The organism is Pantoea wallisii (assembly GCF_002095485.1).
In the GTDB taxonomy this organism is placed as follows: domain Bacteria; phylum Pseudomonadota; class Gammaproteobacteria; order Enterobacterales; family Enterobacteriaceae; genus Pantoea; species Pantoea wallisii.
On sequence record NZ_MLFS01000014.1, the window covers coordinates 21,281 to 44,015 of the forward strand.

A 22,735-nucleotide genomic window follows, 5' to 3' on the forward strand; every position below is an offset into this window, starting at 1 on the left:
CGTTTGTCCATAAATTTACAACTTATCCACGCTGTTGCTTTTCCCGGTGTGGATGAAAAATTGTCCTCAGAAGTTAAACACGCGCTTATTCTGGCATAAGGGCCGCCCCATTAGCGGGAATTTGCGTTTCTTTACGCTGGTAATAATTCCGGCGCGCGCGATACCTGACCTGAAAATAAACTATTCAGAGAGGTTTGTAATTAAGAAGTCAAAAAAAGGTAGGAATGGTGTTTGTAAAAAATAAGATGAAAAACAAAACCCCGCCGGAGCGGGGTTTGTTGGTAATAAGTCGACACTGACCGGTAAGCCGCGTTCTTTTCATAGAGAGTGGAGTGGACAGTCATTCATCGCCGTTAAAAAACAAAACCCCGCCGGAGCGGGGTTTGTTGGTAATAAGTCGAAACTGACCGATAAGCCGGGTTCTGTCGTGGACAGTCATTCATCTAGGCCAGCAATCGCTCACTGGCTCAAGCAGCCTACCCGGGTTCAGTACGGGCCGTACCTTGTGAACCCCTATTTGGCCTTGCTCCGGGTGGAGTTTACCGTGCCACGAACTGTTGCCAGCCGCGCGGTGCGCTCTTACCGCACCCTTTCACCCTTACCTGATCCCATTACTGGGCCATCGGCGGTTTGCTCTCTGTTGCACTGGTCGTAGGCTTGCGCCCCCCAGGCGTTACCTGGCACCCTGCCCTATGGAGCCCGGACTTTCCTCCCCTCTGCCTGTCTCCCCCGAAAGGGACGACGACAAAGCGGCGACTGTCTGGTCAGCTTCGGCGCGGGATAATAGGCGATCCGCCGCCATTTGTCACGCCTCTTGCTGCTCCAGCGCATACTTGTAGAGCGCATTCTTCTTCACGCTATGAATTTCTGCTGTCAGCGCCGCCGCCTTTTTCAGGGGCAGTTCGGCCTGCAGCAGCGCCAGCGTGCGCAGCGCCTCCGCCGGCAGGGCCTCTTCATCGGCTTTATGCCCTTCGACGATCAGCGCCATCTCCCCCTTGCGGCGGTTTTCATCCTCCTGCACCCACGCCAGTAGCTCGCCGACCGGTGCGCCATGCAGCGACTCCCAGGTTTTAGTCAGCTCGCGTGCCAGCACCACGTAGCGCTCGGTACCCCACACGCTCACCATATCCTGCAGGGTATCGAGCACGCGGTGGGTAGATTCGTAAAAAATCAGGGTACGCGGCTCCTCGCTCAACGCCCGCAGCGCATCGCAGCGCCCTTTGCTTTTGGCAGGCAGAAACCCTTCGTAACAGAAACGATCGGACGGTAACCCCGCCGCGCTTAATGCTGTAATCGCTGCGCAGGCGCCTGGTAACGGCACTACGCGCACGCCGGCTTCACGGCAGCGACGCACCAGATGATAGCCCGGATCGTTGATTAACGGCGTGCCCGCATCCGAGACCAGCGCAATGCTCTGGCCCTCCTGGAGCTTCGCTAACAGCACATCGGCTTTCTGCTGCTCGTTATGGTCGTGAAGTGCGAACAGCCGCGCATTGATGGCGAAATGTTGTAGCAACAGCCCGGTATGACGTGTATCTTCCGCTGCGACCAGATCGACGCTGGCAAGCACCGTCAGCGCACGTTGCGTGATGTCACCCAGGTTACCGATCGGGGTAGGAACGATATAGAGCGTGCTGGCAGAAATCTCTGCCCGATCGAGTTGTTTCATTGTTTCATCCGAATTGCCGATTTAATATTGAGCATCTTGAAAAAAACATCACTGGATACAGTATGCTTCCTTCAAAAGTCGTACGTCATAAAGCAGGACGCTTTGTACCTGTTCTTCTCGCTGGGCTGATTTTAGCCGCCTGTAGCGGTCAGGGACCGCAGCAAACCTCTAACGTCAATATTCAGGGTCCTGCAACGGGCCGGTCTGACTATTATCTGCAACAGGTGCAGCAAAGCAGCGATGATAGCAAGACCGACTGGCAATTACTTGCCATCCGTGCCCTGCTGAAGGAAGGAAAGTATCCGCAGGCGCAAAATCAGGTGACTCAGCTGCCGCAGCAGCTGACGGATACGCAACAGCAGGAGCTGCTATTACTGCGGGCGCAGATGCAGATCGCGCAGCAGGATTTCAATGGTGCACAGCAGTTGCTGGAGCAGATTAAGCGTGATGGCTTGTCGCAGGATCAGCAGGTGCGCTATTACGCGCTGCAGATCGCCGCTGCACAAAATCGCCCTTCGCTCGCGCTGTTACGCGCCTATATCGCTCAGGAACCGCTGCTGAAAGGCGCCGATCACCAGAGCAATATTGATGCGACCTGGCAGGCGCTGACGCAACTGACGCAGGACCAGTTAAACAGCCTGGTGATCAATGCGGACGAGAATACGCTACAGGGCTGGCTCGATCTGCTGAATACCTGGCACGCGAATAGCCAGGATCCGCAGATGCTGAAAGCCGCTATCGCCGACTGGCAGACGCGCTATCCGCAGAACCCCGGCGCGAAAAACCTGCCGACGCAACTCAGCCAGGTGAAAAATTTCAGCGCGGCCTCTACCAACACCATTGCGCTGCTGCTGCCGCTCAACGGTCAGGCACAGGTGTTTGCGAACGCTATCCAGAAAGGCTTTAACGATGCCAAAAACGGTGTGCTGAATGCGCCCGCGCCTCAGCCCGCTACGCCAGCACCGGCCGCCACCGATGGCAGCGCGCCGCAACCGGATGCCGAAGCCAACGCAGTGGTCAGTCCGGCAGCCGCCGCGAACACGCCCGCTCAGACAGAGCAGCCGCAGCCCGCCCCCTCAACCCGCCGCCGCTCAGCCCAACAGTAGCGCGCAGGTAAAAGTGTATGACACCAGCAGCCAGCCCATCGCGCAGGTGATGCAGCAGGCGCAGCAGGATGGCGCGACGCTGGTCGTCGGCCCACTGCTGAAAAATCACGTTGAGGAGGTGGCTAACAGCCAGACGCCGCTTAATGTGCTGGCGCTTAACGAGCCGGAGCAGATCCAGAACCATCCGAATATTTGCTATTTTGCGCTTTCTCCTGAAGACGAAGCGCGCGATGCCGCGCACCATATCTGGGATCAGGGCAAACGCCAGCCGCTGCTGCTGATTCCACGCAACAGCTATGGCGATCGCATCGGTAAGGCGTTCGCGCTGGAGTGGCAGAAGCTGGGCGGCGCTACCGTGCTGCAGCAGCGCTTCGGCGGCGTGTCCGAACTGAAGCAGGGTATCAACAGCGGCGCCGGTATTGCGCTGAGCGGTACGCCGCTGGTGGTGCAGGCAGATCCCGCACAGAGCGTGGCGGTGGCCGGCCTGACGATTCCGGCACCGCAGACCAGCGCGCCGGCACCGGCGGCAGAAGCCAGCAGCGGCAGTGTGGACGCGGTCTATATTGTGGCGAGCAGGATGAGCTGCAGCTGATCAAACCGATGATTGCCATGCGCACCAGCAGCCGCAATAACACGGCGCTGTACGCCAGTTCACGCAGCGCGCAAGCGGGTGCCGGTCCGGACTTCCGTCTGGAGATGGATGGCCTGCAGTTCAGCGATATCCCGCTACTGTCCGGGGCTAATCCGGGCCTGATGCAGCAGGCGGCGCGGTCGTTTAATAACGACTATTCGCTGGTGCGCCTCTACGCGATGGGCATTGATGCCTGGACGCTGGCGAATCAGTTTAACCAGATGCGCCAGGTGCCTGGCTTTGCCATTGATGGCAACACCGGCAAACTGAGCGCCGACACGGATTGCGTAATCAACAGGAAGTTGACGTGGAACCAGTATCGTCAGGGACAGATCGTTCCGGTGCAATAAACCGTCAGCGCATTGGCGCTGAACAGGAGCAGCAGGCGCGTCGCTATCTGGAGCGCGCCGGGCTACAGTGGGTCGCCAGTAATGTGCGGTGCCGTGGCGGAGAGATTGACCTGATCATGCGCGACGCCGATTGCTGGGTCTTTGTTGAAGTGCGCTATCGGCGCGATGCGCGCTACGGCGGTGCTGCCGCCAGTGTGACGCGCCAGAAACAGCAAAAGCTGCTGCGTGCCGCCGCATTGTGGTTGCTGGCACGCGGCGGCAGTTTTGATACGGTGAATTGCCGTTTTGACATCATTGCCATTACCGGGCACGAGCTGGAGTGGCTGCCCGATGCCTTTAATGCCGATGGATAGAACCAGGTGGTCTTGTGCAGGACAGAATTAAAGCGTGTTTTACTGAGAGTATTCAGACGCAAATTGCCGCAGCCGAAGCGCTGCCGGATGCCATTTCCCGCGCCGCGATGACGCTGGTGCAGTCGCTGCTGAACGGGAACAAAATTCTCAGCTGCGGTAACGGCGCTTCAGCCGCCAATGCGCAGCACTTTGCCGCCAGCATGATTAATCGTTTCGAGACCGAACGCCCCAGCCTGCCGGCGCTGGCGCTGAGCGCGGATAACGTGATGCTGACAGCGATCAGTAACGATCGTCTGCATGACGAGATTTACGCCAAGCAGGTACGTGCGCTTGGTCAGGCTGGCGATGTTTTGCTGGCTATCTCTACCCGCGGCAACACCCGCGATATTGTCAAAGCGGTGGAAGCTGCGGTTACCCGCGATATGACTATCGTTGCGCTGACCGGCCATGATGGCGGTGAACTGGCGGGCCTGCTGGGCCCACACGACGTGGAAATTCGCATTCCATCACATCGCAGTGCACGCATTCAGGAGATGCACATGCTGACGCTGAACTGCCTGTGTGATTTGATTGATAACACCTTGTTCCCACACCAGGAATGACTGAAGGAGCTCAAATGAAAGCATTGAACGCTATCGCCATTCTGTGTACGGCCCTGCTGCTGCAAGGCTGCGTTGCGGTGGTGGCCGGCGGCGCCGCCGTTGCCACGAAAACCGCGACCGATCCGCGCACCGTTGGTACCCAGGTGGATGACGGTACGCTGGAGCTGCGCGTGACCAATGCGCTGGCAAAAGATGAACAACTTAAGAGTCAGGCGCGCGTTGTCGTGACCGCTTATCAGGGCAAAGTGCTGCTGACCGGCCAGTCGCCATCAGCTGACCTCGCCAGCCGCGCGAAGCAGATCGCCATGGGCGTGGATGGCGCGACCGAAGTGTATAACGAGATCCGTACCGGGCAGAAAGTGAGCCTGGGCACGTCATCCTCCGATACCTGGATCACCACCAAAATCCGCTCACAGCTGCTGGGCAGCGATCAGGTGAAATCCTCGAACGTGAAAGTGACCACGGAAAATGGTGAAGTGTTCCTGCTGGGTCTGGTTACGCAGCAGGAAGCCACCGCAGCCGCCGATATTGCCAGCCGGGTGAGCGGCGTGAAACACGTTACGACAGCGTTTACGCTGCTCAAATAACCTGAACGAGGTGGCTTTGGCAGGTGCGCATAAATGCGCACCCTACAAACGGCCTCGGGATTGACCTGGTGCGCATGAATGCGCACCCTACAAACGGCTTCGGGATTGGCAGGTGCGCATAAATGCGCACCCGATATGGCTTCGGGTTTGCCGGGTATTACTGCATCCCTGTAGGGTCGCCATTAATGGTGACCGCAACCCACTGCGTATTACTGCGGCAGATCAATCACCAGCGCCCGCAGCGGCGTTTTCGCCTGCAGGGTGATCTGATTCTCTTCACTCAAAAACGCACCGTCACCGCAGCTCAGCTTCTCCTGGCTGGCGCTGCTCGCCTGCACATCCAGGGAACCGTGAATCGATTGCAGATAGGCGCGCGGACCGTGCAGCTGCACGCTATGCTGCTCACCCGGTTGCAGCGTCACCTGATGCACCCACACCTGCTGGCGCAGCTGCATGCTGCCATCTGCACCGTCTGGCGAAGCCAGCAGCAGATGCGTCTGCTCCGGCAGTGCGACTCTCTGCAGCAGCGGATTTTCACGCTCCGGACAGGCGGCCAGCCACAGCTGCATCCGCGTTAACGGACGATCTTTGCTGATATTGAGTTCACTGTAAGTGACGCCCTGACGCGCTGAAAGCAGCATCGCTTCGCCGGCGCGGGCGATCAGGTGATTCCCCTCGCTATCGCGATACTCTGCTTCACCCTGCAGCACCAGATTAAGCACATCCACCGGCGGATAGCTACGCGGCTGGAAGGCGGCACCGGGCGCCAGCACTTCCTGATTGAGCACGCGCAGCGAGGCGTAGCCCATCAGTTCAGGATCAAAATAGTGGCCAAATGAGAAGCTATAACGCGCCTGCAACCAACCGAAATCGGCCTGGCCACATGCGGACGCGCAGCGGGTTGTCATCATGCTTTACCTCCGACGCACTGTGGTGAGAATCGACCACAGGCTTTATACGTCAATGGTAAAAGGCTGGACGCCGGATTGTTAGCCAGTTAATCTGCCTGGCATATTCAAATTTACTGACAGAGAAGCGGCATGGCAAAAGAGCGCGCGTTAACGTTAGAAGCTTTACGTGTGATGGATGCTATCGACCGGCGCGGCAGCTTTGCCGCTGCGGCTGATGAACTGGGTCGTGTTCCTTCGGCCCTGAGCTACACCATGCAGAAGCTGGAAGAGGAGCTGGATGTGGTGCTGTTCGACCGCTCCGGCCACCGCACCAAGTTCACCAACGTCGGCCGTATGCTGCTGGAGCGGGGCCGCGTACTGCTGGAGGCGGCCGATAAGCTTACGACCGATGCCGAAGCGCTGGCGCGCGGCTGGGAGACCCATCTCACCATCGTTGCCGAAGCGCTGATTCCCACCGACCTGCTCTTTCCGCTGGTGGGAAAACTGTCAGAGAAAGCCAATACGCAGATTTCGCTGGTCACGGAAGTGCTGGCCGGTGCCTGGGAGCGGCTGGAGCAGGGGCGCGCCGATATCGTGATTGCGCCGGATATGCACTTCCGCGCCTCTACCGAGATCAATACGCGCAAACTGTATAGCGTCATGAGCGTCTACGTTGCCAGCCCGGATCATCCCATTCATCAGGAAGCGGAGCCGTTATCCGAAGTGACGCGCGTGAAATATCGCGGCATTGCGGTGGCCGATACCGCACGCGAGCGTCCGGTGCTGACGGTGCAGCTGCTGGATAAACAGCAGCGGTTGACGGTGAGCAGCATGGATGACAAGCGCCGCGCGCTGCTGGCCGGGCTTGGCGTGGCAACAATGCCCTACCCGATGGTGGAGAAGGACATTGCTGAAGGGCGCCTGCGCGTAGTCAGCGCCGAGTACACGCGCGAGGTGGATATTATCATGGCGTGGCGCCGCGACAGCATGGGCGAAGCGAAAGCCTGGTGCCTGCGCGAGATCCCTAAGCTGCTGGCAAAGCGTGGTTAGGTTGAGAATGCCAGGTGCGCATAAATGCGTACCCTACGAAAATCAGGTTTGCAACTGTAGGGCCGCCGCTCATGGCGACCGCAGCCTGATGAGGATGCCTGGGGGCCAGACAGCACCGATCACATCCGGCTCAGGCAATCCATCGCTACCGCTTTAAAGCTGACAAAGTCAGTGCAGTCGCGCAGGCGCGTCATCGCCCGCTCGCGTAAAAACGTCACGAACAGATCGTAAATCGCCATCGCCTCTTCATATTCGCTCTTGCTGATGGCCAGCAGGAAAATCACCGACGCGGTCTCATCTCCCCAGCTTACGCCATGGGGCGCCAGCACCGTATAGACCACGGTTCTCTTTGCCAGCAAACCCAGCGAGTGCGGCAGCGCGATGCCTTCGCCCAGCAGGGTGCTCACGATCGCTTCGCGCTCCTCCACGGAGGGGTAAAAATCCCCCTCGACATAGCCTTCCGCCTGTAGCTGATCGCACAAGCGCTGAAACAGCGCCGACTGGCTGATCGGCTGGTCAAGCACCAGGAAGTGCTGCGCGTCAAAGTACTTCTCCAGCATGTAGGGCCGCGTGCGATCCACCAGCACCAGCTTGCCAAGCTGCTCCAGCTGGAAGCCAGAAGGGAACGGCGACATCACAACCACCGGGGTGTTTTTCTCGCTCAGACGCACGGTGGAGATCACGAAATCTTCATCGATCTGTTCCCGCATCTCGTAGTCGCGCTGCGACAGGCGCGCCGTCACCACCAGCTGTGGGTATTTGCGCAGCAGCAGCGCTTCAATCATGCGCAGGGTAGAGTTGCCGCTGTCGCACACCAGCAACACCCGGGGATGGCGCTGATAACCGACATCGTAATGCCGCTCCAGCCCGACGCCGATATGCAGCACCAGAAAACCGATCTCGTTCTCGCTGATGGTATAGGGCGTATATTTACCCCAGCTGGTCACCGCAGCCAGCGTTACGTCATACGCCATCGGATAGTGCTGCTTGATGTTGCTCAGTAACGGATTGGGAATATGTATCTGGTAGCGCACCCGGGTAATCATGGTTTTGATATGGGTGAGCAGATCGGCGCGCAGCTGCTCATCCTGCTGCAGCCGGTAGTTGTAGTGCATGTTGATGTAATTCAGCAGGTAATCCACCAGCGCATCGGCGTCATCGGCGTTGATGGTGCTGGGGGCCAGCACCTGAATCTGACGCGCGGCGATATTGACGCGCAGCCAGTTCTCCTCCGCCTGTGACACTGCTTTGCCCACCAGTGGCCGCAGCAGGTTGACCAGATCGTGCGCCGCCTCGCGTACCTCTTCCCCGACATCTTCAGCGCCAGGATCGTTAAGCGGAAACCCTTCGCTGATGCGCCGCACCGCCACCGCACAGTAGATGTGCAGATAGCGCTCGCCTTCGTCGCTCAGGCGGATCGCGTGGCGGGCGAAACAGTGCTGCAGCAGCGGTTGCAGCTGCTGCAGCATGCCGCTGTGCAGCGCCTCGACGCTCAGCAGCGGGCTCTCCGGCGTCTCCTGATCGATTTGCCACAGCAGATCGGTCAGGCAGGTGCGAATTGCCGCTTCACTGCCAAACAGCTTCATGCCGTAGCGCGGTTTGGTTTCAATATTCAGGTGATAGCGGCCCAGCCACTCGCGCACCTCTGCCATGTCGCTTTGCAGGGTGGCGCGGCTGACAAACCACTCCTCCGAGAGATCCTCCAGCTTGAGCGACCAGGCAGCGGTAAGGAAGCGGCACAGCAGATAGCGCACGCGATCCTGCGACGTGCGCGGTACCCGCAGCGGCGCGGCGCTCTCCTCCTGCAGCCGGTCAAAGCGCGCCGCATCGTCCACTTTCAGCTGATACCCTGCGCCGCGCGCCAGCACAAACCGGGCGCCATGTTGCGCCAGCAGGGCGTTCAGCGCCGTGATATCGGTACGCACCGTGCGCGTTGAAACAGAAAAACGCCGCGCCAGCTCATCCTGCGGCAGCGTTTCGTTTTGCAGCGCAGCGAAAAGTTGAGCCAGACGCTGGTTGGGAAATCTCACGGAGCCTCACCTGTTACTCATTTGTTACAGCAGTTTCTTGCACGTTGCCAGAAGCTGACGCACGTCGTCAATGCGCGTATCACCGCTGGCGCTGTCGATGATCGAGCTGTACACGTGCGGAATGATTTTACTGACGCCCGCATCCAGCGCGATACGCACGATCTCCTCGAAATTAGCGAGGTCAATACCGCCGGTTGGCTCCAGCCAGAAGTCACGGCGCGCGCAGGCTTCCGCCACCGCACGGTACTCGTCCACCGCTTTCAGGCCGCCCATGGGGAAATATTTCACCGAACTGCCGCCCATGTCCTGCAGCATGGCGATGGCGGTATCGATCGGCACAATCGCGTCATCAGCCTGGGCGCTGCGCGGGCCGGTGGAGATTTTCACTTTTCCCGGCGTGCCGGTTGGCGACACCAGACCGTTGACCACCGTATGCGGCTGGCCGAGCAGCGCGCGGCTGGTGGCCACGCCGGTAAAGACCTGATTAACGTGCTGCGGCTGCAGCACGGCGGCGATTTCACTCACCATTGCCGACTGATTGGGATCGCCTGCGCCCAGCCCGACTGACAGCGCGTTATCAATCAGCGCCGCGTACTCGCGCATATCGGCAATCGCCGCCTCATTGCTGGCGTAGTTTTTTGACAGCACGCCCACCAGCACGTGTCCCTCCGCTGCCTGCCAGATCGCCTGCGCGTTCTGCTTCGAACCGGCCAGCACGTTAAGGCACAGACGATCCTGATAAAAGTTTGGGTTCAGACTCATGCGCGTTCTCCTCCGCTGATTAACGCCTGGATACGGCTAAAGATGATATGCAGCTGATCGGCGCTGACGCTGCGCACATCGGCTTCGATAATGCCTTCATTGGCTTTGTAGCCGCGGAAGTAGATCGCGATAGCACCAGTTTTCAGCGCCTGCACCAGCTCGCCCGTCGGCCAGCCGGTGACCGCTTCGTCAAACTTAATCTCAGCACGGGCGATATCCCGGCCTGCGGCATCCCACACCACGCGCGCCGTTACGCCGTTAAGCGTGTTCAGGTTGTCGATAAAGGGCGTCATGTTAGCCACCATCTCCGCGCCGGTGGTTTTGGCGATGATCAGGTAGTTTTCAATCGCCTGCGTCAGGCCCAGAATGCCCTCTTTACCCACTTTCATGGCACGGCCAATGCCGTTGCTCTGGCGTTTCACCCACTCAACATATTGCGTGCGCCCGATAACCAGCCCGCTTGTAGGCCCTTCAATGGCTTTGGCCCCGCTGTAGATCACCAGGTCTGCGCCCATCTGGTAGTAGCACTGCAGATCCTCTTCCGCTGCCGCATCGACAATCAGCGGCAGCCCGTGTTTACGCGCTACCACGGCTGCCTGCTCGACGCTGAGATGGCTTTTCTGCACGCAGTGGTGCGATTTGATGTACATCAGCGCTGCCGTGGTGGGCGTAATCGCCGCAGCCAACTGCTCGGGCGAGCATTCGTTGCTGTAACCCGCTTCCACCAGGCGTCCGCCGCCCAGCGCCACCATGGTGCCGACCGGTGCACCAAAGTTTACGTTGTGGCCTTTAGGCACCACGATATCGTGCGGTACGGCCAGCGGCGCAGCGTGCAGGTTCTCCAGCAGCCAGTCGTTGTCTTTAACGATCACCGCCGCCACGCTCTGCGCGATGCCTGCTGAGGCGCAGGAGACCACCACCGCACTCTCCACCTCCAGCAACTTTGCAATGTAAGCGCCGGTTTTATTGACCAGATCTTTCATTTCAAAGTAGTGATTCAGGCCGTAGCTGACGGTATCCACCACATCGGCTGACGGCGTAGAGACGCCCAGAATGGTCATGCGACCGGAGGCGTTGATGACCTGTTTCAGGTCATATTTTTCATAAATCGAAGACATGATTGGCTTTCCCTTCATCGGTCAGATGCCACTGACCCGCGATAACCACGGCCAGCGGCAGCACATGTTGCTCACCCGTCACCTGTTCGCCTTCAGCATCGACGAACGGGCGGGCTTCCTCTTTGACGGTAAAAATAGTCAGGTCAGCGTCGTAGCCTTCGCTCAGACGCCCTTTGCCTGTCAGGCGCAGGCCAGCCGCAGCCTTGTGAGTCACGCAGTCGATCACCTGCGGCAGCGTCATGCCGATGCTGAAAAATTTCGACATCACGTGCGCCAGGCTGTGCACCGGGCCATTGAGGCGATTACGGCAGTAGATATCAGAGCTGATGGTTTCGGGCAGAATGCCCTGCGCAATCGCCTGACGTGCGACTTCAAAACTAAAACTGGCGCTACCGTGGCCGATATCCAGCTTGACGCCGCGCGCGATAGCGTTTTTCACCGCCGCTTTGAGCTCACCCTGCGGTGAAAGGATACGGTTCGGCTTGCCGTTAAAGCAGTGGGTGATGATGTCGCCGGAGGTCAGCAGATCGGCAATCTCCTCCAGCACCGGCGGATTGTTGCCAATGTGCACCATCAGCGGCAGATTACCGGCAGCCTGCTGAATAGCTTTCGCGCGGACCAGCGGCTGAATACCGTTATTCCCCACGACGCTGCTGCTCATGCGCGCCTTCAGGCCGACGATAAAGTCAGGCCGACGTTTAACCGCCTGCACCACCGCCTCGCCGTCGATCTGCGCCATGTCGGCCAGCTCGTTCTGCGTGACGATGCCGGTGCGCGAGATGTTAATAAGCGCACGCACGTTGGTGGTCGCCGGGCGGGTGAGTTGATAAAAGTCGTCGATATGATCGGCACCGGTGCTGCCCGCATCCACCACCGTGGTGACGCCCTGTGCCACGCCAATCGCATCGGCTTCGTCGTGGTAAATGGGTGATTTGGGATAGCAGTGCACGTGGCTGTCAATCCAGCCGGCGCTGACGTAAAAGCGTCCGCCCAGATCGCGCTCCTGCTGTGCCGGGCCGTTCACCTCACCGACGGCGGCAATTTTGCCGTCACGGATGGCGATATCCACCCGCTGTTCATCGCACAGACGCGCGCGGCGCAGAATCAGGTCAAACATGCTTACTCCTTACTGCGTTTGTTGAGTGCGTATAATGCGCACCCGACAGAACATATCGTGCCGTTGCCAGGTGCGCATAAATGCGCCCCCTACAAAACACATGGCGCTGTTGTTGGATCGCCATGAATACGTATCCGACAAAACACATGGTGCCGTTGCCAGGTGCGCATAAATGCGCACCCTACAAAACGCATGGCGCTGTTGTTGTACCGCCATTGATACGCACCCGACAAAACACACCATGCCGTTGTAGGGTCGCCATTAATGGCGACCGCTCTGTTACAGCGAAATCGGGAACATCGCGCCCAGCACCATGGCGCCGAGGATGGCACCGCCGGTGATCGGCTTATTCCAGAGATAAAACAGCAGCGCACCGAGCAGCGAGCCGAGCCCGATCGGAATCGACGCTGCCATCGCAGAGAGGATAATCAACGGCCCGAGGAAGCGGCCAGAGGCGTTACCGGCGCCCATCATCACGTCAGCACCGTAGGTGGAGTCGCTCTGATTGATGGTGAACTTACGCGCCAGAATAATCACGTAGCCAATGGCCACGCCAATCACCAGGCCCGTCGCCAGTGAGGCGGCAAAGTTTGCCACCGGGAAGACAATGCCGGCACCCAGCAGCAGCGCCGGCACGCCCAGGCCGACGCCGGTCTGAATCGCGCCGCCGATATCAAGAATCCCTACCAGCGATCCCTCAATGATGCGGGCAAACAGGAAGCTGGCACCAAAGGCCGCTACCGCGCCATACACGCCAGTTTCCATGCCGGAACGCAGCATCGAAACAAACGCCACTTCGTTAAACGCACCGATGCCATACAGGTAGTACATGTGCGTACCGGCGAACACGCCCGAAGAGAGCAGGCCGACAAAAATCGGGAAGGACCAGTCGGCGTACCAGAACCCCTTGTTTTCGTTCTCGTTCATGCGCAAGGCTCCTTATTTGCCGCTCAGGCTGTTGTGAATCATGTCGAGCCAGCCAGGAATGCCAAGCTGGAAGGATTGCAGCAGTTTCATGTCAAAGCCGCGGAAGAAGCCGCTCAGCACAAACAGCAGCACAATGGCGAACATCATCACTTTGGTGACTCTGTTCCAGCCGCTCTCCTCTACGCCTTTACCGATCAGGATCCCCAGCACCAGGCCCGGCACTGCGTTGCCCATGATCAGCTGGGCCAGACCGCCGAAGATGGTGGCCCAGAAGCCCGATTTTTTACCGGCGTCAATCGCGGCCAGCCAGAAGATCACCGGCATAACGGTGTTCACCAGCAGGTTGGCTGCCGGCACCAGCACTTTCACCGCCGTGACCTGCAAAGCAGCAGGCACGGCGGATGCGGTGCTGTTCAGGAACGCCACCACAATCATGCCGATGATGCCGCAGGCAATCGCCATGCGCTTCGGGTTGTGTAAGGTCTCTGCGACATTGCGGTTTTTCACCATCAGTGCCGCGGCGCCCCAGTTAGGCAGAATGCGGTGGTCGACGTCCTGCGTGAAGGAGCCCGCAGCGACGGAAGATGCCCAGGCGTTAAAGAAGAAGCCGAGACCAAAGGAGAAGTGCGAAGCGGGATCGCCCTCGCAGGAGTTGAGTTCGCCCAGCGTACGGAACGCGCCCATGCCCTGCGTGGTCGGGGCATGGAACATGCGCGCCGCGCCCGCTCCGACACCCACGCCAACTAATCCACCGATGATTAACGACTTAAACAAAATGATTAAAAACATATTGTTGTACCTTTTGTTATCGTCTTATTAACCGGCTAGCCGGGCTACTTTATGGTGTCGCCGTAAATTCGACGCTCTCTGTGTCAATGACGGTGACGCTGACGGTAATCTCCAGCTCAACGCTGTAGTTCCGTCGTTCACGCGCGAGAAAGAAGAACAGAAACTTCTCCTTTCGTACGCTCTCCTGTGCGCGCAGCACCCGCACATCCAGCGGTTCAATGCGCAGCAGAATTTTCTGGCTGGTGCGCAGCACCTGCTGCTGCACCTTACTGAGCGCATCGGCGAAGGCTTTTGCTTTGCTGTCGCCTTTGCCCTGCACCGTTACCTGCGTCTCATATTGCTGTTTCATGCTTAGCTGCCGTGCTTCTTATTCCAGGCCTGCACCAGACGCTCGCCCAGCTCCTCTTTATCCATAAAGCCAAAGCCCAGCACGGTGGCACCTTCATTGATGGCCGTTACGCCCTCATCAACCGAGCGCATACCGTGTTTGGCTTTGTAGCCATACTTGTTCTGTGCGGTGATAGCACCTGCCCCGCCGCTGCCGCAGAACGAGATCCCGAAGTCAGCGTTCTCCGCTTTCATCACGTCGCCCAGCTTCATATCTGCGGCAACGCCCGGCACCACTACCGCACGGCCGCCCGCTTTCTCAATACCCGCAGCCACTTTCTGCCCTTTACCCAGGCGATCGCCAATCACTACTGTTACCATGCTCGTTTCCTCTCTCAATTCATGCTTCGTTCGATTTCGCCACTTCGATATGCACTGACAGCAGCCAGGCCTCTTCGATGGGCAGGTTGCCAAACAGATCCACCACCTGTCGTGCCAGCGCCATGGTCTCTGGCGGGATATCGTCAAACAGCTCAGCCTCCACATCCGGCAGTGCTTCTCCGGTCAGGGAGCGTGCCGCCATGGCCCGGACATGCGAGGCCAGCATCTGCTGCTGCACCGCATTGGCTTCGATATGGTGTGCGGCATAGATGGCCGCGATCTGGTTCATTACGTTATCCGCCAGCGCCTGAATCGCTTCCGGCGTGCTTGGTTTCAGCGGGACAGCATCACTCCTCACCCTGGTACTCCTGTTTACAGCGGACAAATACAGATAATTCGCGTTGAAAAGAAATTACGCTTTCCGCTGGCGGGTGTGGAGACGCATCTTTTCCACCTCGAAGTGGAAATCGTGCGGGTGAGTGTGCGCCAGATCGCAGCATGCACGAAGTATGCGAAACCAATCACAAAATGCAGGTTATGAGGGCGATAAGGCTTATCAGGCGGCGAAGTGTGCGGCGGGCGCGGGGGAAACAAGGCCAGCACTGTCGCTGGCCCTGACTATCAGCGGAATTTCTTATGGTTGGTATTACGGATATCTTCCAGCTTCTTCGCTTCCGATTTCGCTGCGTCCAGTTTGTTGGCCTTCGCCAGCTGGTCGACAACCTCAATCTGCGCAATCAGCGAATTCAGACCGGCGTGGTAATCTTTGATCTCCGCGCTATCAGCCGCTTTACCTTCCAGTTTTTCCGGCGTCGATTTTTTGGCATCTTCCGCTGCGGCGCGCATTTTGCCGAGGGCAGTTTGCATCTCCTGCGCGTCGGACGTTTTCTTCACCACGCTCAGACCATCCTTAAGGGTATCCATATCCTGTTCCAGGTCAGCAGCAAATACGCTGGCCGAGGAGAACAACAACGACAGAGACAACATTGCAATCAGATGCTTACGCATTGAGTTTTCCTATAATTATTGTGGGCATAAAAAAAGCAGCCTTGTGGGCTGCTTTCAGGAAGCGATGTCTTTTATTGTCCGGCGATTTTCATCTCCGGCAGCAGCACCGAACCGCATTGTATATTGCTGCGCGTTTCAATGTCGTTACCAACCGTTACCATATTGAGCCACATATCTTTAAGGTTACCGGCAATTGTGATCTCGCTCACAGGATATTGAATTTCGCCGTTTTCCACCCAGAAACCGGCGGCACCACGCGAGTAGTCACCGGTCATGGCGCTGACGCTGGAACCCATCAGCTCCGTTACGATCAATCCACGCCCCATCTGTTTCACCAGGTCGTCAAAGCTGTGGCCCTGGCCCGCGATGCGCCAGTTATGAATGCCACCGGCATGACCGGTGCTTTGCAGACCCAGCTTGCGCGCCGAATAGCTGGTCAGCAGCCAGTTTTGCAGTACGCCATCTTTGATGATCTCACGCGCTTCGGTGCGTACGCCTTCGCTGTCGAACGGCGTCGAGGCCAGCCCTTTCAGCAGGTGCGGCTTCTCTTCAATGGTCAGCCATGACGGGAAGATCTGAGTGCCGAGCGCATCCAGCAGGAAGGTGGATTTGCGATAGACGCTGCTGCCGGCAATCATGCCCACCAGGTGGCCAAACAGGCCGGTGGCGACTTCCGGTGCAAACAGCACCGGCGCTTTCATGGTGGGCAGCTTGCGCGGGGCCAGGCGCGCCAGAACGCGACGTGCACACTCGGCACCCACCCAGTCGGCGCTTTGCAGCTCATCGATTGAGCGGCCGATGGTATAGGCGTAATCGCGCTCCATGTTGCCATCCTGCTCGGCAATCACGCAGCTGGAGAGCGAATGCCGGCTGGAGCAGTAGCTCTGCAGCATGCCGTGGCTGTTACCAAACACTTTAATGCCCACGTGGCTGTTGAAGCTGCCACCTTCGGTGTTGGTAATGCGCTTGTCCGCCTGCAGCGAAGCCTGCTCGGCTTGCGCGGCCAGTTCGATGGCGCGATCGGCGTCGATCTCCCATGGGTGATAGAGATCGAGATCCGGCGCGTCAAAGGCCAGCAGCTCGCGATCGGCAGGCGCGGCATAGGGATCGGGCGAGGTATAGCGGGCAATATCGATCGCCGCCTGCACGGTGCGTTTGATGGCATCCGGGCTGAGATCGGTCGACGAGGCGCTGCCTTTGCGGTTTTGATGATAGACGGTGATGCCGAGCGCACCATCGCTGTTGAATTCGACGTTTTCCACTTCGCCGTAGCGGGTACTGACACCAATGCCGGTGGTTTTGGTGACCGCCACCTCTGCTCCATCGGTGCTGGCTTTTGCCAGTTCCAGTGCCTGCGCGACAGCCTGTTCTAACACTTTACGTTGTTCTGCAACCTGAGTAGATACGTTCATCGACCTGCCGTCTAATCTTAAGTATGAATTTAGTGAGTCTATCAGACTCAGAGAACAATTTCGCAGTCGCCCGATAAACTGGTAGGATTAGCCTCTTTTTTTAGGGAGCCAAGAGATGACGAAGCAGCCTGAAGACTGGCTCGACGATGTGCCGGATAATCACGAAGAAGAAGATGAAGAGATTATCTGGGTCAGTAAAAGTGAAATTAAGCGTGATGCTGAAGAGCTGAAACGCCTCGGTGCCGAGCTGGTGGATCTGGGGAAAAACTCTCTGGACAAGATTCCGCTCGATGAAGATCTGCGTGCCGCCATTGAACTGGCGCAGCGCATTAAGAAAGAGGGCCGCCGCCGTCAGCTGCAGCTGATTGGTAAAATGCTGCGTCAGCGCGATGAAGATCCAATTCGTCAGGCGCTGGATAAGCTGAAAAACCGCCATAACCAGCAGGTTGCCCTGTTCCACAAGCTGGAGCAATTACGCGATCGTTTGATTGATAAAGGCGATGAGGCGATTGAGGATGTGATTAATCTTTATCCGCACGCCGATCGTCAGCAGCTGCGTAGCATGATCCGCAATGCGCAGAAAGAGAAAGCGACCAATAAGCCGCCAAAATCCGCGCGCGTGATTTTCCAGTATCTGCGCGAGCTGGCTGAAGCCTGAGATCGTGCCCGCTGTCCCCCGCTTGCGGGGGAAGTTGGGAGGTGCAGCGAGCACGCGCCTGCGTTAACGCCCTAACCGATCCAGCAGTTTCTGGTGAATACCACCAAACCCACCGTTACTCATCACCAGAATCGAATCGCCTGGCTGAGCGGCTTTTGCCACCATCTCTACCAGCGTATCGATATCCGCGCTGCAGTGCGCCGGCTGAATACAGGCTTCGGCAACATCGGAGACCTGCCACGGAATGTGGTGCGGCTGGAACAGGAACACCTCATCAGCCCGGCCAAGCGACGGTGCCAGATCGTTTTTGCTGACGCCCATTTTCATGGTGTTGGAGCGCGGCTCCAGTACCGCCAGAATACGCGCGGTGCCGCCCACTTTGCTGCGCAGCGCTGCCAGCGTGGCGTGAATAGCCGTCGGGTGGTGAGCAAAATCGTCATAAACTTTGATGCGGTTGACCTCGCCACGCAGCTCAAGACGACGACGCGCATTGATAAAGCTGCTCAGCGCTTCGCCAGCATCCGCCGGCTTCACGCCAACGTGACGCGCCGCCGCAATGGCCATCAGGCCGTTGTGCATGTTGTGCTCGCCAACCAGCGCCCACTTCACCTCACCCGCTTTTTCGCCGTCGAGCCAGATCTCCCAGTGCGAGGCGTCCGGCGTCAGCTTTTTCGCCTGCCAGTGACCGTTATCCCCGACCGTCTCCTGCTCGCTCCAGCAGCCCATCGCCATCACCTGCTTCAGGTTATGATCGTGTTCAGGCAGCAGGATCTTGCCCTGACCGGGTACGATGCGGATCAAGTGGTGGAACTGCTTCTGGATCGCGCGCAGATCGTCAAAGATGTCTGCATGATCGAACTCAAGGTTGTTGAGGATCAGCGTGCGCGGGCAGTAGTGCACAAACTTGGAGCGCTTATCGAAGAACGCGCAGTCGTACTCATCCGCTTCAATCACGAAGAATGGACTTTTTCCTAATTTTGCCGATACCGCAAAGTTTCCTGGCACACCACCAATAATGAAGCCCGGTTCGAGGCCGCAAGCCTCCAGAATCCACGCTGCCATGCCGGCTGTGGTGGTTTTGCCGTGGGTTCCTGCCACTGCCAGCACCCAGCGGTCGCGCAGCACGAAATCGTGCAGCCACTGCGGCCCGGAAAGATAGGGAATGTTCCGTTCCAGCACCGCTTCCACGCACGGGTTGCCGCGCGTCATGGCGTTGCCGATGATCACCAGGTCCGGCTGCGGCTCAAGCTGGCTTGCGTCGTAACCTTCTGTTAATTCAATACCTTGCTGTTCCAGCAAAGTACTCATTGGCGGGTAGACATTGGCATCTGAGCCGGTCACTTCGTGCCCCAGCGAGCGTGCCAGCATCGCCAGGCCGCCCATGAAAGTGCCACAAATCCCAAGGATGTGAATGCGCATAACGAGATCCATTACTCAAAAGTTCGGCGCACAGTGTAACGCCGAGTCAGGAGGGAAGAAACGGATTAGGACTATGGTTTTTAAAGTTCAATCGGCTAAACTGCGTACGCATACGTTGGTAGCTTGTTACAGCTGCTGCCACTCCATCGTAGATTCAGGGAATGTGTTATGAAAACGTTAGGCGAATTCATCGTCGAGAAGCAACACGACTTTCCTCACGCCACAGGTGAACTGACGGCGCTGATTTCTTCCATCAAGCTGGGCGCTAAAATTATCCACCGCGATATCAATAAAGCGGGTCTGGTGGACATTCTGGGTGCCAGCGGCGTGGAAAACGTGCAGGGTGAGCAGCAGATGAAGCTGGACCTGTTCGCTAACGAAAAGCTGAAAGCCGCTCTTAAGGCACGCGGTGTCGTCGCCGGGATTGCTTCGGAAGAAGAAGATGAATTTGTAATCTTTGAGGGATCGGAGAACGGTAAGTACGTTGTCTTGATGGATCCGCTGGACGGTTCGTCGAACATCGACGTTAACGTTTCCGTGGGAACAATCTTCTCTATTTACCACCGTATCAGTGAGCCAGGCACGCCAATCACCGAAGCGGACTTCATGCAGCCGGGCCATAAGCAGGTCGCGGCCGGTTATGTGGTATATGGCTCATCGACCATGATGGTGTATACCACCGGCGTAGGCGTACACGCCTTCACTTACGATCCGTCGCTCGGCGTATTCTGCCTGAGCCACGAGCGCATGACCTTCCCGGAGAAAGGGTATACCTACTCAATTAACGAAGGTAACTACATCCGCTTCCCGCAGGGTGTGAAGAAATACCTGAAGTTCTGCCAGGAAGAGGATGCCTCAACCCGCCGCCCTTATACTTCGCGCTATATCGGTTCGCTGGTGGCCGACTTCCACCGTAACCTGCTGAAAGGCGGCATCTACCTCTATCCAAGCACCGCCAGCCACCCGAAAGGTAAGCTGCGCCTGCTGTATGAGTGCAACCCGATGGCGTTCCTGGCTGAACAGGCCGGCGGCAAAGCCAGCGACGGTAAAAACCGGATTCTTGATATTCAACCGGAAACCCTGCATCAGCGCTGCCCGTTCTTCTGCGGCAACGATGGCATGGTTGATGATGTTGAACGCTTTATCCGTGAGTATCCGGACGATCATCAGGCATAACGAACCAGCCCCGATCGCCAGCCCGCCTCAGTGCGGCTTTTTGTTGCCTTATTTCTGATTCTGGCCTGACGATCGATCAGCGCGCCATCCTCCGCATAGTAGCGGCTCGGCCAGATCTCCTGTGGCGTAATACCGATGGCTTCGGCAATCAGCCATTCGCCTTTGGGCCAGGGTCGCGCCAGCGCATTGGCCAGTGTGGTGGAGCATAATCCTGACTGACGCGACACGGCCGCCATTGAGGTCCCTTTTTTACGCAGTGCGGCGATAATATCGGCAGGATGCCAGTCTTGTTTTACATTATCCACGCAAACTCTCCTTTGTCCGCTTATCCTTTCCAGTAACGATACTACGTTACTCGTAGTATCTGACAAGCGGTAAATCTACGATTCTCGTAGTCATGAAACCGACCTCCTCCCTGCAAGAAACCTTCTGCCGGCGCCTGAAACAGGCGCGGCTGGCGAAGCATTTTTCGCAGAAAGGGTTGGGGATTGCGGCGGGAATTGAGGAGTTTTCGGCCAGCGCGCGTATTAACCGTTACGAGCTGGGCGTACATAAACCCGATCTGCTGACGCTGCAACTGCTGGCAAAGGCGCTGGACGTTCCTGCCGCCTATTTTCTGGCAGAGAACGATCGGCTGGCCGAGATGATTCTGGCCTTTCCGGATGACACAAACGCTACCGTTTGAGATTGGGTGCGCATGACCGCGCACCCTGTACCCTCTGTTTACGCTGTCGCCACGCGGAACTGCGCCATCGAAGCCTGCAGCTGCTGTGACTGTGCCTCCAGCGATTGCGTGGCGGCACTTGCCTGCTCCACCAGCGCGGCGTTTTGCTGCGCCGCTTCATCCATTTGCGTTACCGCCTGATTAACCTGCTCAATACCGCGGCTCTGCTCCCCGGAAGCGATGGAGATCTCCTTCATCAGCGCCGTTACGCGCATCACTTCGCTGGAGATCTCATCCATGGTTTCACCGGCGCGCGTGGCCATGTTGCTGCCCTCTTTCACCCGCATTTGCGATTCGCTAATCAGCTCGCGAATCTCTTTCGCGGCGGTAGCGCTGCGTCCGGCCAGCGTGCGCACCTCGTTGGCCACCACGGCAAAACCGCGCCCCTGCTCGCCCGCTCGCGCCGCTTCTACTGAGGCGTTCAGCGCCAGGATATTGGTCTGGAAAGCGATGCCGTCAATCACGCTCAGGATATCAGCGATGCGATCGGAGCTGTGGGTGATCTCCCGCATCTTCTCCATCACATAGCACACCACTTCTGCGCCACGATCGGCGGTATCCGAGACGCTGCTCGCCAGCTGGTTGGCCTGCTGCGCATTGCTGGCGTTGAGCCGCACCGTGGCGGTGAGCTGCTCCATGCTAGCAGCGGTCTGCTCCAGCGAGGCCGCAGACTCTTCCGTGCGCTGGGACAGATGCACCGTACCGGCAGCCAGTTCACGGCTGCCCACGTCAATTTGCAGGCTGGCTTCACGCACCTGGCTTACCGAATGGCACAGTGCCGCCTGCATGTTGGCAAGCGCCTGATTGAGGCGACCGATTTCGTTTTTACCCGGCGCCGGCAGCGGCTGCGACAGATCGCCCGCCGCGATCTGCTCCAGATGTTTGATGGCATCGTTCAGTGGCGTAATAAACAGGCGGCGCAGCAGTTGCCACGACAGCACAATCAGCAGCACCGTCAGCGCCATCACCACGCCGATCAAAATCTTCATCAGCGCTTCGTTATAGGCCGCCGCAGCCAGGCGTGCAGCAGAGACCTGATCGGCATAAGCGCTGAAATCATCAACCGCTTTCGCATAGTCAGCCGCCAGCTTCGACTGGTTGCCCTCCAGCACCTGATAATACTCATCGGTGTACTGCTTCTGCAGCGCATCGATCATCGGTTTAATGCCTTGCTGGTCGTACGCCTTGTAAGTGGCGACGATGGCATCCGCCAGCACTTTACCCTGTGCCGTTACGGTGCCAGCCTCGACAAATGCCTGCAGGAACTGGTGCGAACTGTCCACTGCGGCCTGAGCCTGTTTGGTCACCGCCGAGCCCTCATCCAGCAGGCCGATCTCGATTTTGCGTACTGCCAGGGCGGCATTGGCCCGAGCACGCATGAGCTCCGATCGGCTTTGATACAGCTTATTGAGCTCAATACCCTGAATGCGATTGATAGCATCCAGCGACTGATTGCCAGCATTAATGGCATAAATTCCCATACCGCTGACCAGCAGCAGCAGTAGTGTCATAAAAGCGAGTAAGGCGCGTATCCCATTCCGTATCGATAACTGTTTGATCATGATAATTCCCGTGTGCTTTTAAAAAAGGGAGAATCCAGTAGCCCTAAAACGGAGAGATTATCGGCAGTGACAGGCAGAAACTTTATC

General features: G+C 58.0%; 23 protein-coding genes, 1 other RNA gene and 1 pseudogene. 8 read left to right on the forward strand and 17 right to left on the reverse strand.

All coding sequences use genetic code 11. The features are described from left to right. Positions 1 to 395: 395 nt before the first annotated feature. Together rnpB and rsmI are read right to left on the reverse strand one after the other, a co-directional pair. Positions 396 to 772, reverse strand: an RNA gene (gene rnpB / locus HA48_RS07200) — RNase P RNA component class A. A gap of 33 nt (positions 773 to 805) precedes the next feature. Then, positions 806 to 1,669, reverse strand: coding sequence for a 16S rRNA (cytidine(1402)-2'-O)-methyltransferase (gene rsmI, locus HA48_RS07205; RefSeq protein WP_128600419.1), 864 nt, complete (start codon positions 1,667 to 1,669; stop codon positions 806 to 808). A 62-nt stretch (positions 1,670 to 1,731) separates the two neighbouring features. Here rsmI and HA48_RS07210 point away from each other — a divergent pair. The 4 genes and pseudogenes from HA48_RS07210 (at position 1,732) to dolP (ending at position 5,298) form a co-directional block, all read left to right on the forward strand. Then, positions 1,732 to 3,756, forward strand: a pseudogene (locus tag HA48_RS07210) (penicillin-binding protein activator). Beyond that, positions 3,714 to 4,109 (forward strand): YraN family protein, encoded by a 396-nt coding sequence (locus HA48_RS07215; RefSeq protein WP_128600420.1) that lies wholly within the window; start codon positions 3,714 to 3,716, stop codon positions 4,107 to 4,109. The pseudogene HA48_RS07210 and the gene HA48_RS07215 overlap by 43 nt, the downstream one beginning before the upstream one ends. A gap of 14 nt (positions 4,110 to 4,123) precedes the next feature. Next, positions 4,124 to 4,711, forward strand: a complete 588-nt coding sequence (diaA, locus tag HA48_RS07220; protein WP_128600421.1) for a DnaA initiator-associating protein DiaA — start codon at positions 4,124 to 4,126, stop codon at positions 4,709 to 4,711. Positions 4,712 to 4,725: 14 nt separating this feature from the next. Further along, complete coding sequence (gene dolP / locus HA48_RS07225) at positions 4,726 to 5,298, forward strand: division/outer membrane stress-associated lipid-binding lipoprotein (RefSeq protein WP_128600422.1); 573 nt, start codon at positions 4,726 to 4,728, stop codon at positions 5,296 to 5,298. A 209-nt stretch (positions 5,299 to 5,507) separates the two neighbouring features. On the opposite strand, the gene HA48_RS07230 is transcribed toward dolP, so the two are convergent. Continuing rightward, entirely contained in the window at positions 5,508 to 6,209 is a 702-nt protein-coding gene (locus tag HA48_RS07230) for a pirin family protein (protein ID WP_128600423.1), read from the reverse strand. 129 nt (positions 6,210 to 6,338) lie between these two features. Here HA48_RS07230 and HA48_RS07235 point away from each other — a divergent pair, with 129 nt between their 5' ends. Further along, entirely contained in the window at positions 6,339 to 7,238 is a 900-nt protein-coding gene (locus HA48_RS07235) for a LysR family transcriptional regulator (RefSeq protein ID WP_128600424.1), read from the forward strand. A gap of 119 nt (positions 7,239 to 7,357) precedes the next feature. On the opposite strand, the gene HA48_RS07240 is transcribed toward HA48_RS07235, so the two are convergent. The 11 genes from HA48_RS07240 to pmbA all read right to left on the reverse strand — a co-directional run bounded on the left by HA48_RS07240 (position 7,358) and on the right by pmbA (position 17,109). Further along, positions 7,358 to 9,268 (reverse strand): BglG family transcription antiterminator, encoded by a 1,911-nt coding sequence (locus HA48_RS07240; RefSeq protein ID WP_128600425.1) that lies wholly within the window; start codon positions 9,266 to 9,268, stop codon positions 7,358 to 7,360. Positions 9,269 to 9,292: 24 nt separating this feature from the next. Then, positions 9,293 to 10,030, reverse strand: coding sequence for a 2-dehydro-3-deoxy-phosphogluconate aldolase (gene dagF, locus HA48_RS07245; protein ID WP_128600426.1), 738 nt, complete (start codon positions 10,028 to 10,030; stop codon positions 9,293 to 9,295). Further along, on the reverse strand, positions 10,027 to 11,148 hold the full coding sequence (locus tag HA48_RS07250; RefSeq protein ID WP_128600427.1) for a DgaE family pyridoxal phosphate-dependent ammonia lyase: 1,122 nt from the start codon (positions 11,146 to 11,148) through the stop codon (positions 10,027 to 10,029). Before HA48_RS07250 ends, dagF begins: the two co-directional genes overlap by 4 nt. After that, positions 11,132 to 12,265 carry an amidohydrolase/deacetylase family metallohydrolase gene (locus HA48_RS07255; RefSeq protein WP_128600428.1) on the reverse strand — a complete coding sequence of 378 codons (1,134 nt, stop codon included), beginning with the start codon at positions 12,263 to 12,265 and terminating at the stop codon, positions 11,132 to 11,134. Before HA48_RS07255 ends, HA48_RS07250 begins: the two co-directional genes overlap by 17 nt. Positions 12,266 to 12,544: 279 nt before the next feature. Then, positions 12,545 to 13,192, reverse strand: coding sequence for a DUF4310 family protein (locus tag HA48_RS07260; RefSeq protein ID WP_128600429.1), 648 nt, complete (start codon positions 13,190 to 13,192; stop codon positions 12,545 to 12,547). A 12-nt stretch (positions 13,193 to 13,204) separates the two neighbouring features. Then, positions 13,205 to 13,981, reverse strand: coding sequence for a DUF4311 domain-containing protein (locus HA48_RS07265; RefSeq protein ID WP_128600430.1), 777 nt, complete (start codon positions 13,979 to 13,981; stop codon positions 13,205 to 13,207). Positions 13,982 to 14,030: 49 nt separating this feature from the next. Continuing rightward, on the reverse strand, positions 14,031 to 14,330 hold the full coding sequence (locus HA48_RS07270; RefSeq protein WP_128600431.1) for a DUF4312 family protein: 300 nt from the start codon (positions 14,328 to 14,330) through the stop codon (positions 14,031 to 14,033). Between the two features lie 2 nt (positions 14,331 to 14,332). After that, on the reverse strand, positions 14,333 to 14,689 hold the full coding sequence (locus HA48_RS07275; RefSeq protein ID WP_010256477.1) for an SFCGS family glycine-rich protein: 357 nt from the start codon (positions 14,687 to 14,689) through the stop codon (positions 14,333 to 14,335). Between the two features lie 19 nt (positions 14,690 to 14,708). Further along, complete coding sequence (locus tag HA48_RS07280) at positions 14,709 to 15,047, reverse strand: glycine dehydrogenase (RefSeq protein WP_128600432.1); 339 nt, start codon at positions 15,045 to 15,047, stop codon at positions 14,709 to 14,711. 263 nt (positions 15,048 to 15,310) lie between these two features. After that, positions 15,311 to 15,697 (reverse strand): cytochrome b562, encoded by a 387-nt coding sequence (gene cybC, locus HA48_RS07285; RefSeq protein ID WP_128600433.1) that lies wholly within the window; start codon positions 15,695 to 15,697, stop codon positions 15,311 to 15,313. Positions 15,698 to 15,768: 71 nt separating this feature from the next. After that, positions 15,769 to 17,109: a metalloprotease PmbA gene (gene pmbA / locus HA48_RS07290; RefSeq protein ID WP_128600434.1), complete on the reverse strand. Its 1,341-nt coding sequence runs from the start codon at positions 17,107 to 17,109 to the stop codon at positions 15,769 to 15,771. Positions 17,110 to 17,224: 115 nt separating this feature from the next. On the opposite strand from pmbA, the gene yjgA reads away from it, so the two are divergent. Next, a complete protein-coding gene (gene yjgA / locus HA48_RS07295) occupies positions 17,225 to 17,767 on the forward strand; it encodes a ribosome biogenesis factor YjgA (protein WP_128600435.1) in 543 nt (180 codons plus the stop codon). 63 nt (positions 17,768 to 17,830) lie between these two features. Here the strand turns inward: yjgA and mpl are convergent, their stop codons facing one another. After that, complete coding sequence (mpl, locus tag HA48_RS07300; RefSeq protein WP_128600436.1) at positions 17,831 to 19,186, reverse strand: UDP-N-acetylmuramate:L-alanyl-gamma-D-glutamyl-meso-diaminopimelate ligase; 1,356 nt, start codon at positions 19,184 to 19,186, stop codon at positions 17,831 to 17,833. A gap of 168 nt (positions 19,187 to 19,354) precedes the next feature. On the opposite strand from mpl, the gene fbp reads away from it, so the two are divergent. Next, positions 19,355 to 20,362, forward strand: a complete 1,008-nt coding sequence (gene fbp / locus HA48_RS07305) for a class 1 fructose-bisphosphatase (RefSeq protein ID WP_128600437.1) — start codon at positions 19,355 to 19,357, stop codon at positions 20,360 to 20,362. Here fbp and HA48_RS07310 read toward each other — a convergent pair. Then, a complete protein-coding gene (locus HA48_RS07310; RefSeq protein WP_128600438.1) occupies positions 20,353 to 20,667 on the reverse strand; it encodes a helix-turn-helix domain-containing protein in 315 nt (104 codons plus the stop codon). The genes fbp and HA48_RS07310 overlap by 10 nt on opposite strands. A 92-nt stretch (positions 20,668 to 20,759) precedes the next feature. Between HA48_RS07310 and HA48_RS07315 the strand changes: the two genes are divergently transcribed. After that, positions 20,760 to 21,047, forward strand: a complete 288-nt coding sequence (locus tag HA48_RS07315; RefSeq protein ID WP_128600439.1) for a helix-turn-helix domain-containing protein — start codon at positions 20,760 to 20,762, stop codon at positions 21,045 to 21,047. 38 nt (positions 21,048 to 21,085) lie between these two features. Here the strand turns inward: HA48_RS07315 and HA48_RS07320 are convergent, their stop codons facing one another. Then, positions 21,086 to 22,645 carry a methyl-accepting chemotaxis protein gene (locus HA48_RS07320; protein WP_128600463.1) on the reverse strand — a complete coding sequence of 520 codons (1,560 nt, stop codon included), beginning with the start codon at positions 22,643 to 22,645 and terminating at the stop codon, positions 21,086 to 21,088. Positions 22,646 to 22,735: the final 90 nt, after the last annotated feature.

Excerpts from the sequence above, each read along its gene's own strand:
- HA48_RS07315 (WP_128600439.1), top strand. The coding sequence starts at position 20,760 with ATGAAACCGACCTCCTCCCTGCAAGAAACCTTCTGCCGGCGCCTGAAA.
- fbp (WP_128600437.1), top strand. The coding sequence starts at position 19,355 with ATGAAAACGTTAGGCGAATTCATCGTCGAGAAGCAACACGACTTTCCT.
- HA48_RS07250 (WP_128600427.1), bottom strand. The coding sequence starts at position 11,148 with ATGTCTTCGATTTATGAAAAATATGACCTGAAACAGGTCATCAACGCC.
- HA48_RS07255 (WP_128600428.1), bottom strand. The coding sequence starts at position 12,265 with ATGTTTGACCTGATTCTGCGCCGCGCGCGTCTGTGCGATGAACAGCGG.
- yjgA (WP_128600435.1), top strand. The coding sequence starts at position 17,225 with ATGACGAAGCAGCCTGAAGACTGGCTCGACGATGTGCCGGATAATCAC.
- pmbA (WP_128600434.1), bottom strand. The coding sequence starts at position 17,109 with ATGAACGTATCTACTCAGGTTGCAGAACAACGTAAAGTGTTAGAACAG.
- mpl (WP_128600436.1), bottom strand. The coding sequence starts at position 19,186 with ATGCGCATTCACATCCTTGGGATTTGTGGCACTTTCATGGGCGGCCTG.
- rsmI (WP_128600419.1), bottom strand. The coding sequence starts at position 1,669 with ATGAAACAACTCGATCGGGCAGAGATTTCTGCCAGCACGCTCTATATC.
- HA48_RS07230 (WP_128600423.1), bottom strand. The coding sequence starts at position 6,209 with ATGATGACAACCCGCTGCGCGTCCGCATGTGGCCAGGCCGATTTCGGT.
- dolP (WP_128600422.1), top strand. The coding sequence starts at position 4,726 with ATGAAAGCATTGAACGCTATCGCCATTCTGTGTACGGCCCTGCTGCTG.
- cybC (WP_128600433.1), bottom strand. The coding sequence starts at position 15,697 with ATGCGTAAGCATCTGATTGCAATGTTGTCTCTGTCGTTGTTGTTCTCC.
- HA48_RS07270 (WP_128600431.1), bottom strand. The coding sequence starts at position 14,330 with ATGAAACAGCAATATGAGACGCAGGTAACGGTGCAGGGCAAAGGCGAC.
- HA48_RS07265 (WP_128600430.1), bottom strand. The coding sequence starts at position 13,981 with ATGTTTTTAATCATTTTGTTTAAGTCGTTAATCATCGGTGGATTAGTT.
- dagF (WP_128600426.1), bottom strand. The coding sequence starts at position 10,030 with ATGAGTCTGAACCCAAACTTTTATCAGGATCGTCTGTGCCTTAACGTG.
- HA48_RS07260 (WP_128600429.1), bottom strand. The coding sequence starts at position 13,192 with ATGAACGAGAACGAAAACAAGGGGTTCTGGTACGCCGACTGGTCCTTC.
- HA48_RS07235 (WP_128600424.1), top strand. The coding sequence starts at position 6,339 with ATGGCAAAAGAGCGCGCGTTAACGTTAGAAGCTTTACGTGTGATGGAT.
- HA48_RS07275 (WP_010256477.1), bottom strand. The coding sequence starts at position 14,689 with ATGGTAACAGTAGTGATTGGCGATCGCCTGGGTAAAGGGCAGAAAGTG.